Annotated in this window: 11 protein-coding genes; 5 read left to right on the forward strand and 6 right to left on the reverse strand. The window is 55.3% G+C overall.

The window, feature by feature from the left end:
• Positions 1-7 precede the first annotated feature (7 nt).
• On the forward strand, positions 8-739 hold the full coding sequence (locus tag PCA31118_RS15120) for a RipA family octameric membrane protein (protein ID WP_150625957.1): 732 nt from the start codon (positions 8-10) through the stop codon (positions 737-739).
• Positions 740-742: 3 nt separating this feature from the next.
• On the opposite strand, the gene PCA31118_RS15125 is transcribed toward PCA31118_RS15120, so the two are convergent.
• The 3 genes from PCA31118_RS15125 to PCA31118_RS27055 form a co-directional block, all read right to left on the reverse strand.
• Positions 743-1,633, reverse strand: a complete 891-nt coding sequence (locus PCA31118_RS15125) for a ParB/RepB/Spo0J family partition protein (protein WP_150625958.1) — start codon at positions 1,631-1,633, stop codon at positions 743-745.
• On the reverse strand, positions 1,630-1,983 hold the full coding sequence (locus PCA31118_RS15130; protein ID WP_150625959.1) for a hypothetical protein: 354 nt from the start codon (positions 1,981-1,983) through the stop codon (positions 1,630-1,632). The genes PCA31118_RS15125 and PCA31118_RS15130 overlap by 4 nt, the downstream gene beginning before the upstream one ends.
• A gap of 123 nt (positions 1,984-2,106) precedes the next feature.
• Positions 2,107-2,256: a hypothetical protein gene (locus tag PCA31118_RS27055; protein WP_174990481.1), complete on the reverse strand. Its 150-nt coding sequence runs from the start codon at positions 2,254-2,256 to the stop codon at positions 2,107-2,109.
• A 157-nt stretch (positions 2,257-2,413) separates the two neighbouring features.
• On the opposite strand from PCA31118_RS27055, the gene PCA31118_RS15135 reads away from it, so the two are divergent.
• Both PCA31118_RS15135 and PCA31118_RS15140 read left to right on the forward strand, forming a co-directional pair.
• Entirely contained in the window at positions 2,414-3,799 is a 1,386-nt protein-coding gene (locus PCA31118_RS15135) for a hypothetical protein (RefSeq protein ID WP_150625960.1), read from the forward strand.
• A gap of 314 nt (positions 3,800-4,113) precedes the next feature.
• Positions 4,114-4,659: a hypothetical protein gene (locus PCA31118_RS15140; protein ID WP_150625961.1), complete on the forward strand. Its 546-nt coding sequence runs from the start codon at positions 4,114-4,116 to the stop codon at positions 4,657-4,659.
• Between the two features lie 183 nt (positions 4,660-4,842).
• Here PCA31118_RS15140 and PCA31118_RS27060 read toward each other — a convergent pair whose 3' ends face one another.
• Positions 4,843-4,989 (reverse strand): hypothetical protein, encoded by a 147-nt coding sequence (locus PCA31118_RS27060; RefSeq protein WP_174990482.1) that lies wholly within the window; start codon positions 4,987-4,989, stop codon positions 4,843-4,845.
• A gap of 1,652 nt (positions 4,990-6,641) precedes the next feature.
• On the opposite strand from PCA31118_RS27060, the gene PCA31118_RS15145 reads away from it, so the two are divergent.
• Together PCA31118_RS15145 and PCA31118_RS15150 are read left to right on the forward strand one after the other, a co-directional pair.
• Positions 6,642-7,286 carry a hypothetical protein gene (locus PCA31118_RS15145; protein ID WP_150625962.1) on the forward strand — a complete coding sequence of 215 codons (645 nt, stop codon included), beginning with the start codon at positions 6,642-6,644 and terminating at the stop codon, positions 7,284-7,286.
• Positions 7,287-7,313: 27 nt separating this feature from the next.
• Positions 7,314-7,946, forward strand: a complete 633-nt coding sequence (locus PCA31118_RS15150; protein WP_150625963.1) for an SOS response-associated peptidase — start codon at positions 7,314-7,316, stop codon at positions 7,944-7,946.
• A gap of 98 nt (positions 7,947-8,044) precedes the next feature.
• Here the strand turns inward: PCA31118_RS15150 and PCA31118_RS15155 are convergent, their stop codons facing one another.
• Both PCA31118_RS15155 and PCA31118_RS15160 read right to left on the reverse strand, forming a co-directional pair.
• Positions 8,045-8,914 carry a hypothetical protein gene (locus PCA31118_RS15155; RefSeq protein WP_150625964.1) on the reverse strand — a complete coding sequence of 290 codons (870 nt, stop codon included), beginning with the start codon at positions 8,912-8,914 and terminating at the stop codon, positions 8,045-8,047.
• A gap of 612 nt (positions 8,915-9,526) precedes the next feature.
• A complete protein-coding gene (locus PCA31118_RS15160; RefSeq protein WP_150625965.1) occupies positions 9,527-10,297 on the reverse strand; it encodes a Swt1 family HEPN domain-containing protein in 771 nt (256 codons plus the stop codon).
• Between the last annotated feature and the right edge of the window lie 258 nt (positions 10,298-10,555).

The following is a 10,555-nucleotide window of genomic DNA, read 5'->3' on the forward strand; positions in this document are numbered from 1 at the left end:
ATAAAAAATGAATCGATTTAAGCGCGGACGGGGTTTTTCAAACGCACGGAAGGCTATTCGGTCCTCCGAAATGAGTCCGATGGGGGATATCAATGAGGCATTTGCGCTGACGCTTAAACAGCGTGAATTTGAGATTTCGCAACTGACTCAGCGGAACAACTTTTTCATGATTTTTCAGGGGGTTATGATTGCCGGGTTGATTCAGTCGGGCGGCCAGGCTGCCCCAGTGGTCAACTTTGCAGCATGCTGTCTTGGCATAGCAGTGGCGTTGATGCAGGCGCAGATGGCCGCAGGTGCAAAGTTCTGGCAGATGAGGTGGGAGAGAGCGACGCGAACGCTTGAGTTATGGCTGCTCCACGACCTCCGGGATCATGATCACGTCTTCCAATTTTTCACTTCTGACACGGCGTTCCTGACGGACACGGAAGAGGCAGCACTAAACGCTCTGAATCTGAATAAGGCTCGCGAGCGCGATCCTTTAGTGATGCGAAAGGACAGGATCATGGACTGGGTCAAGGAGGACCTGCAGCTCGAAAAGCTGAAACGCGACGGCAAATGGGCTAAGTACCTATTTTCCCGATTGATCCTAACGAAACCGTCGGTGAGCCGTCTGCCCATATCTGTCGGGCTGGCCTTGATGGTTTTCTGGTTCGTTGTTCTTGCACATTCAATTGCGTATGGTCCCGAATTTATGGAGGGCGGGTTCGGTAAGTGGTTGCATTTGGTACCGCTCAAGTGACATTCAAGATGCGATGCCAACTATGTCGGAATGACCGCGAAGCAAGTCGCGGAGTGCCTTCGCGCTGACTGTCACCTGAAAGTCAGTTTCGCTGTTCGCAATGGCATGGCGCTGCGCTTCAGGGAGATGCGAAACAGACGATCCAACGCGCTCGACGTACGCGCTAACGATCTTGTGCGGATACGAGCGGCCCTTGATGGATCCGGCCGTAACCTTCTTCTTCCCGCCGGCAGCGGCCTTTTGCAGTTCGCCACTTAGGAATGCGCCCGCGTCTTCGCCGTGTTGGCGGACGGCATCCGCTGCAACCGACGCGGAGGCTTTCCCGGCGAACACGAGGCGGTGAACATCGGAGTTCGCGCTCGCCAGCACAAGCATCTTGCCAACCCACTGCGGTGAAACGTGGTCGCCTTCTGCGATGCGTGTGTTATTCCACCCGAAGCGGGCCAAGCGCTGGTAGCCGAATGCCTTCTCCAGAGGATGCAGGTCTCGCTTCTTGTTGCTCGAAAGGATCCGTAGCGTTCGGTCGGCGTCGTTGCCTTCGAAAGCGTCGATACGCACCATCAACTCGCCAACCTTGTCGCGAAGCGGTGCGCCCTCAGCGTCGGCGCGGCCGATAGCGGCATGGCGGCGGTGCCCGTCGACCAACCAGACGCCACCCTCGGCGCGCGGGCGAACTTCGAGCGCCGGATACTGGCCGCCCGCCATGATGTGACGGAACAGGCTTTCGTCATCCTCCTGGGCCGCTTTGAGCGCGTCGCCTTCGAGAAGATCGAGCGAGGCGCGCAGATTGAAGCCGGGTTCGACGTGGATATCCTCGTAGCGGATCTTCATCGCGTCCGCGCGGCGGATTTCCTTGTCGAGGATCTTCTGTTTGAAGGACGGTACGGCGGTCATTTCATTCCTCGTTCGCGGTCGACGGCGGTACGGATGTGTTCTCGGAATCCCTTTGAAGGGTGTCCGCCGTATGGGTAGTGGGTTTCCATGTGCTCCCAGCGAGCGGCGTTCTGTTCGACGTCGGTGCGCCGCTGAGCGTCGGTCTTGATGTAGAAGGCGAGGGCGGCGATTACGACATGGGGCTGAGCGGCGAGCGCTTCGGGAATCGCTTGCTTCGTCTCGGCTTCTTCGTGAAACCGCGCAGTGCCGGGGAGGGCTGGCCGCGCTGAGCATGAGTGCTGCTTGTTGACCAGTGGCCGCAGCTTTTCCCAAAGTCGCTTCGCCGCAGCCCTGTTCGGGGCATTGCTCATGCTGGAAACGTCCACCTCACATAGAGGCAGGAGACCAACAGCAAGCCCCAGATCGCCCATGCTGCTGCCCTGTGCCGACGAATCCAACGGTCAGCGCCGTTGACGGTCGCGACAACAAGTCGATCAAGCATGCGCGGGCCTCACGATGATGCAGCGCGCCTCGGTACCAAACTGATCGGCGACGGCGTTTTCGAGCTCGAACCACGAGCGAGCGATTCCATTGCCGCGATAGCGGCCACCGGCCGTGTAGACCGTCACGATGAAGTGTTTCATAGAGAACTCCCTGAGAAGTCAACTGAGAAAGGGGCGCCTGCAAGGAGGGCAAGCATTGCCGCCGTCGTAGCGGTGTCGCTATTCGTGAAGAGGGACGTAGGCTCTGTGTACTGGGTTAAGCGAAGTTCGTTCTGGAGAACCCAATATCGATTTCGGCATGAGATTTTTTGGAAGCCAAAGAATCATTCATCCGAATGATTGTTTTTTATTTATTTTGCGACATAATCCGCAAAAATCTAAACGGGGGGCGAATATGTTGCGAACTATTTTTAAAGGTCTGCTTAATAGCGCGTTACTTCTCTGGGCCGGTATCGCTATGGCCCAGTATCCGATAGGTACGCCTGGAATGCCGGTAGGCGCCCAACCTGCGCCTTGGGGGCGTTGCGACGACATGGTTCGCATGCAATCATTCGCAATCGACCAGAATTTGTATGCGTATCAACTGGGTTTCCCCGGGAATAACGGTATCGCTGCACGCGACCCATCCGGGCAGACGTTCCTTAGAATGCCCGCAGCAAACCCGACGATAGACGCGTTCTTTGTAGCATGGAACCTCGATCTGATTCAGATATCTGCGTATCTTCCCGGCCCGCAGGTCATCGGCCGATGTGCATTCGCGTCTATGCCATCACGGCCGGTAGCGCCTACTTTTAATGCAAATATGGCGGCCACTCAGGGGGTGATCTATCAACCGAATCCGACTGGTCTAATCGCTGTTCCGGTGGGCGTAGCGAACAATTCACTGGGTTTCTCTCCGCCGGGAATAGCGACGCCAGCAGACGCGCAGCGATGCATGAGCACTACTCAGAATCGTGAGCAGTTTGTGGCGTGCATGATTCCCCAAATGCTTTCCCCGACACAAAAGGATGCTTACGCATGTGCGATGCAGAATCGTGGAAACAATCTGCTGCTCTCGACATGCTTGGCAAACACTGTGTTGGGCGGGAACGAGCGGAAAGCGCTGCAGCAAGCGACGGCATGCTATCAACAGTATGGTGGGGATGTAAGCAAGTATCCGTTGTGCATGGCAACGCAGAATTTTGATCCAAAAACCGCCGCAACGATTGATTGCGTCAGCCAGCATTCAAAAACCGGTCAATTATCGGCTTGGACCGCTGCCGGTTGTGCTGCAGGGACGCAGTTCAACATGAATGCGGAAGCCACAGTTGCCGTCCAATGCGCAATGTCGACAGGCGGTGAGCCTCAGGCGTTCGCGGCGTGTACCGCTGGTCAACTGACGATGAATGAGTTGGACAAGTGCTTTACCGTTGGCGTCGGTGGTAACGGATGCTTCGGCGATAACAACACGATTGTGCAGGGCCTGCGCTCGCTTGGCGTATCTGTTCAAAACGTTCTGGGACCGAATAGCTTTCCCGTCCAGGCCTGGAACAACATGGTTGGCGACATAAAGAACGGGCCGGGCGCGAACAACGAGATTGTGAAGGCTGTGCGAACGATCAACCATGATTTGACTCATGGTCTCGGGAAGAACAATGATTTAAGGAAGGTAGCAAGTCGACTCGGATTAGGTGGGTTGTTCTAATTCTAGGTTTCACAGCATTCCTCAAGAGAGCAGACCCGAGATCCTGATCAGATCGGGGAAGTGAGATACGGGCTTTATGACGACGCCGCGCCGCCGTCGGATCTGCTCGCTTGAAGGTGCGTACAGATCAGGGTTTGTATTTCGCAAATACAGCCTTTGGTTTGTAAAGCGAGGGGCCGGCACTGTTCCCCCGACAAAGCATCGTTACCCGGCCGCACGTATCGTGGCTCGCTGCTCCCCGGCGCTGACGCTGCTCGTCGAAATGCTCACGAAGGGCCTGATAGAATCCGACAAAAATTTCCGGGGCACGTGGCATGGGAAAATCATTCCGCTTTATCACTGATCCAGCGGGCGAAATGGAGGTGCTCCAGTGGTTCAGAGACCTGCCTGAACCGCCGGAGGAGGTGCACAACGCAACGCATGTTCAGTTGTACTTCCGCCCACTTGGCCCCCTGCAATATCTCTCCGATGGCTCGATCGACGCAGAGAAGTCGCCGATCGTGTCGATAGCGAAGCCGCGAGTCGTCCATAATTTGCTTTGGACCGTTGGGGTGATCAACTTTCGCACGAGCGCTCTCAGCAAGCTCTATCCGTCGCTGCATCGGACCCAAAAGGATCTTGAGCAGTGGCTCAGTGATTTGCCGTGCATCTACTCCGGCACCGACCGCGACAACCAGTACAGCTACTACCTGGAAGGCGGCGTCAGGAACGAGATTTCCCCGATATATGCTTTTCCGTCGGGCCTGGAAGCGATCGAGCGTGGCCGTTACTTCGTTTCCCATCTTGATACCGAAGGTCGGCTGGCTCAGCTCCGCCAGACCCTCCGACTCCGCGGTTTGAACTTCGACGCTGCCGCCTAAAAGCGCCGCACTCTGGCGGCCGTCACGCCTGCGTCATCGGGGGCGTTCCCTCGCCGGGGAGGTGTCCGGTCACTTCGCGTCGGGCTTGATAAATTCCCAGCCATGCAAGGCGTCGAATCGAATGACTCCGCCTTTGCGAAGAGCCTGAAGCCGCCGATCGAGAAACCGGCCGGCGACGGGACGTCACCATTCGGGGCCGGTATGTTCGTTGTTCAACCGGTTGCACTCGTCGCGCACTTCGCCTGTCAGCAGTTGGCTGAAAGTTGACGGTCTGTTGCGCACCGCGCCGGTGATAAGGCCGTCGAGCTTCACATACTTGTTCGTCACCATCTCAATCCTCCTCGTGTATATGGCGCGGCTCTCGGAAGAAAGCCGCCTCAGATACATATCTCGTATAGGACTAAAGTCCAATGCGGCACGTCCATTCGGTCGCTACGCTTTCAAACGCAATGGGTGAATCCATTGCGCCGAAGCCGACTCGGGACCATGTCGGCGGCGGCCCCGTGCTACGCCACGGAAAGCCGATAGACAAATAGGGGTAAGAATGGGAACTTCAACCGGGGAAACCCGGCGACTCGACGGAAGTTGACCAGAACACCGTCGCTGAGCTGACCGAGGGCGAGATGGCTCAGGTCGGTGGCGGGCAGGGAGTTTCTACTCTCCAAGTGCTGGGCACTCAGACCGTCTGCAACAGATTGCCTACGTACGGCAACACGCCATCTTTCTTGGTGTAATCGAGGCGAAAGAGGCAAAGCGCCCCATGCGCCGGCTAGACTGGGAGTAGCACGGGGCGCTGCTGTTATGTCGACTACCTCGCCGTCGACACGGTGTATGGGCGCCGCGATGAACTGCGGAAGCCAGTCGGGCCAGCCGACCTGTAGTGTGTGGATCTCGCATGGCGGCCTCCCTCGTGGTGCTGGTGAGGGAGGTAAACTAGCACAAATACTGTACAAAAATACAGTATTTGTATCCGTCACTTTAATGATGTGTAAGCCTGTGCCCGCGTCGTAGAATCTGCGAAAACACAAACGGGAGGACGAATGCGAGGATTGGTCGGGGCCTGCCTCTTCACGATGTCCACGATTGCTTTCGGACAGGGCAACACCTGTGACTGCCAACAGATCGTCGACACATGTGCTGTGTCAGTGAGCCTCATTCCTACCGAATCGACGAAAGGAAGTTATGGGGCGGATCTAAAATTCACGTCCAGTGCCCCCGTCTGCTCTAAGGTCGACTACTACGTTGACGGGACGCCATATTTCACAATTCTGAGCCAAGGAAACCGGGGCGAGGACAGGGTTTTCGGACAGAAGCCGATCACTCGCTCAACCATCAGCGAAATTAGTTGCCGTGTGTGTCGCCGAGTGGATGGAAATGTGGACAAGTCGACTACCGGGTCTAAGCCTACGTCAGGCGGGTCCCAAGTCACGATGTTCCGTCCTTCGGGAGAGCGAGGGTCGGCGGTTTCGAATCAGGTCCTCGTTGATGGCTCTGCTGTTGGAGTTCTTGGAAACGGTCAAAGTGTTTCCGTGAATCTTTCCCCTGGTTCGCACACGTTCAAAAATGTTCGGATGTACCAAGGCGCTTGGCAGGGGGAGTGCAGCCAAACGGTCCAGATCGACGGCGTATCGCAGTACCGCTACGAGGTGGCGTTGGAGCAACTTGTAGGGACGACCGCTACCTCTGCGGCCGAGACGGCATGCCGATTTGTCGCACAATGAACACCCTCACGTGTACACGCGCTCTCGCGTACCGATTGGCAGTTGTTTGGTGACAAGTACAGATTCGTCAACCGGATCTTGCGCGGCGGCCTATCTCGCGGTGCTGGTGAGGGAGGTAAACTAGCACAAATACTGTGCAAAAAAACAGTATATGTATCCGTCACTTTGATGATGTGTAAGCCTGTGCCCGCGTCGTAGAATCTGCGAAAACACAAACGGGGAAGTCGAATGCGAGGATTGATCGGAGCGTGCCTACTGTTTGTGACCACGATTGCCTTTGGACAAGGCAACAATTGCGATTGCCAGCAAATCGTTGGCACATGTGCCGTATCTGTGAGCGTCATTCCCACTGAATCGACAAAAGGCAGCTATGGCGCAGACCTGAAATTCACGTCCAGTGCTCCCATCTGCTCGAAGGTCGATTACTACGTTGACGGGACGCCGTATTTCACAATACTAAGTCAGGGAAATCGCGGCGAAGACAGGGTGTTCGGGCAGAAGCCGATCACGCGAGCAAATCTGTCCTCGGTCTCATGTCAGGTATGTAAGCGGGCGGGCGACCCAACTGATAATTCGGGGCGAGCAGCCTCGGCTGACCAACAGCCGCAGAAAATTGATTTAAGCGGTACCTGGAACTCTGTTCAGACGTGTAGTTATGGTACGGGTACAAGCACCATGACGATCACGCAGGCAAATCCCGGTGACGCATCAATTAGCGGCAACCTTTCCAACGCCAAAATCAATTCCGGTCGCATTGAAGGGAGTGTTGTAACAATTCAGGCAAGCAACTGGCTCGGAAACCAAATTCAAATGGAAGGGCGAGTGATTGGGGCGGGCAGAATTTCGGGTACATATACGCAGACGGCTACAGCAGGTGTGTGCCAGTGGGAAGCCACGAAGATGTAAAAGAGTCCGCGTTCCAGGAATTGCAATATGTGCACCAACTACCGCGTTCCAGACAAGCAGCTATTCAGCGAGTATTACGGCACGCCGGCGCCGATCGGTGAATGGCGGGACGAGGTCTACAAGGACTATTTCGCCCCGATCATTCGCCGCGACGGCGACGGGCCGCACTCTGACTTGGCGTCGTTCGGGATGGTGCCGCGCGAGAAGATCCCGCCAGCCGTGAAACTGTTCGACACGATGAATGCGCGAGCGGAGACAGTAGGGGAGAAGCGTAGTTTCAGCGGCGCCTGGAAGAAGCAGCAACTTTGCCTGATCCCGACGCAGGTGTTTTACGAACCGGACTACGAGACAGGGAAGGCCGTACGCTGGTCCACCGGCATGGCCGACGGAAGCCCGTTCGCGATTGCGGGGCTATGGCGGGAGTGGGAAGGCGAGGGCGGCACGCGGCTGTCATTCACGATGCTGACGCTGAACGCGGACCATCACCCGCTGATGAAGCGCTTCCACAAGCCGGGAAGCGAGAAGCGGTCGGTGATCATCGTCCGGACAGACGATTACGACGACTGGCTGGCGTCGCGATCGACTGATGAGGCGCGGTCGTTTGTAGTGTTGCCTGTTGCTCGATCAATGAACGCGGCGCCAGCGCCGAAATCTGCATAGCTGCCCTATTCGCTGCCAAGAATATACGAGCCAGGTGCACGTAAGGGCCTGATTGGGTGCTACGCTGCTATGCAGAAAAACGCGAGCGGATTTATGAATTATTGTTGGGCGATTGGTGTCTCCGAAGCCCGAGCATATGCGCCGCAATCCGACGCGTAGGGACAACGGAAATCGGGCTCATGATCGAACCATTGCCGAGACTGACAGACCCCGCTGTTGAAGTCGATATGCGCAGCGATAGTCAGCTTTCGTCCGTACCCTCGGCCACGAAAGAATCCGCAAAACACATCAATCGGTTCAGCACTCAGTCCTTGGTTCAGGTGGTGGAATATAGCTCCAAGGAACACGTTTACCCCGTTGAACAGCTCAATAAGTTTTGCAAAAACATCGGGTATTTCCAAGGTTTTGTTGGCGTGCCTAACCCCGCGGTGCATATAAGTGGTTTTTCCCTCCTCCGTTAGTCGGCACGCCCCGACGTCTGAATGAGTAAGTTCGTCGCGGAGCATTCTAAGCTCGTCATACCATGTAGCCTTCTCGAAGGCGACTTTCAGTTCGGCGGGGAAGTCACCGATTTGCCCAGCGGCGGCTCGCGCGAAAAGCCTCCGAGTTGATCCGCCGGGCATATGCCTACATCGCCTGTAAACAGTCGATATGATCTTGCTCGCGCAATCGATTGATGAATAAAGCTCGGTGAAGACTTCTTCAATGACGGCTGATACCTCTTGCGAGTTGGTGGCGGATGTATAGCCCTTTTCTTTCAGTTCGGAATTGTCGATGTTCATGCTCGGAGCAAGCTTCACCGCAAGGCCGTGAAGCTTGAGTGCCTTGTCGTAATGTCCACCTATTCCAGAGACGGCTTTTTTGATATCGGAGCTAAAGTCATGCGTTGTGGCGTAGAACTGCTTGAATTTTCCGACTTCACCCCAGTATTCAGGGGCGAAAACACGGACTGTAGGGCTAACATTCATTCTTGTAGTTGCTCAAAGTCATGTTTGGAAACTCTAAAACCGGTTAGAGCGGCGTAATGCTTCAATTCTCCAAAGCTCCTCGGGAGAGAGCCCGGATATACTAACTGCGCAGTCGGCGTTACGGTCGTTTTTTTCGACGCATGTGTTCCTGTGCAGGTACGAAATCGATGCTGTTTTCTGTCAACGGCCACCCGGAAAGCCTTATGCTACCGTGGGCGAAAGTGGCATCATGGTTGACAAATCGGGCTACCTAACCATCTGGATATTAATAGAAAATCAGACTTTGATGACTGGATTGTGATTCCATGCGTCATAGCTCTGGTGCCCCGCTGAGGATGAGTTGGGGGGGGACAGAAGTGGCCAGGGATCAGCTTGCGGCCTGACGATTAGGATGACTGCCGGCGCGTACGCTCGATCGACGAGGCGCGGTCGTTCGTCACGTTGACCGTTGCGCGAGCGATGGCAGCGGCGCCCGCGCCCAAGGATGCCACCTAAGTTCGGTGCGCCCTACGAATCAACGGATTGGTTCAAATGAAAAAAACCGCACTGCCGATGACTGTGCGGGTTCGTTCTGCTGGTTAGGCAACCCGAAGAGGGTGCGCGATTGCCGTGTCAACCGACAGCAGGAAGTACCGTGTACCTAAATTGCACGAGGTCGTCGTGCCCGTGAAATGCGGTATAGCCTCTGGTACTCTTTACCATCATTTGGATGTCGCACGTCTTACCGATGTCTGCTTTGTCGAATGTAATCGTTTTGTTGTTTTCGTGCGACCAGTCATATGGTTGTCCTGGCCTGTGAATGGAGTATTTGAGATCGGCTCCATATGGATCGGTAGCTATTATCTGGAATTCAACGCTGTCACCGACACGCAAAACGTTCTTTATCTCAATAAACTTCAAGCCATTCGGAAGCGGCGCAAAGTTACCAAGGTTGTCACGCGCAAGTTCAATTAGCGGGAAATAGTCGTCCACATTCTCTCCTTTGCCCCTGTGCAGCACTATCCTCGTTCTCAGCTCCCCAGAGATCCCTGCGATTAGCCACTTCTGGTGGCTAGTAAGTTCTCGGCGATGAGCGTTCGGATCTCGCAACTTCTCCATTTGCTCCAAAAAAACTTCAGTGGTCCTAAGATCACCGAATGCTGCCGCAAAGCCTTCGTCCCAGTGTTTTCTTAAAATAGAGCGGATATCGTAAAAATCGGCATAGTAAAGCAGACGTTCATCGAGTGCTTTCCCGCCCAATCGAGCTTGCTCGATCGTTCGACGTTCTTTCCATGCTTCAATTCTTGCGGGTGTAACCTTAAGCGCACCCATCCAGTTAGCGCCGTGCTTTCGCTCCAATATCAGTTGTATGAAGTCACGCATCGCGTTTTCGAGCGACTTCAATTCGGATTCCGCGTCTATCGAGGAGCTCATGGCGTCAGCAATACTCGGTTACGTACAATTCTGTTGAATAGATCACTGCACCGGACACGGCTTCACCACGATGCCTCGCCGGTCCAATGCGGCGGATGCATGCGTTCGAAACAAATTGCAACAACGAAATCCGACATTCCTTTGAGGGATGTTGACCTGCTCCCCCTGAATAGTCCGCAGACGGTGTAGAGTCCGTTCCAACGAAGGGGAACGGAAGTGAAGAAGCGA

This window comes from Pandoraea captiosa (assembly GCF_902459775.1).
GTDB classification, from domain to species: Bacteria; Pseudomonadota; Gammaproteobacteria; order Burkholderiales; family Burkholderiaceae; genus Pandoraea; species Pandoraea captiosa.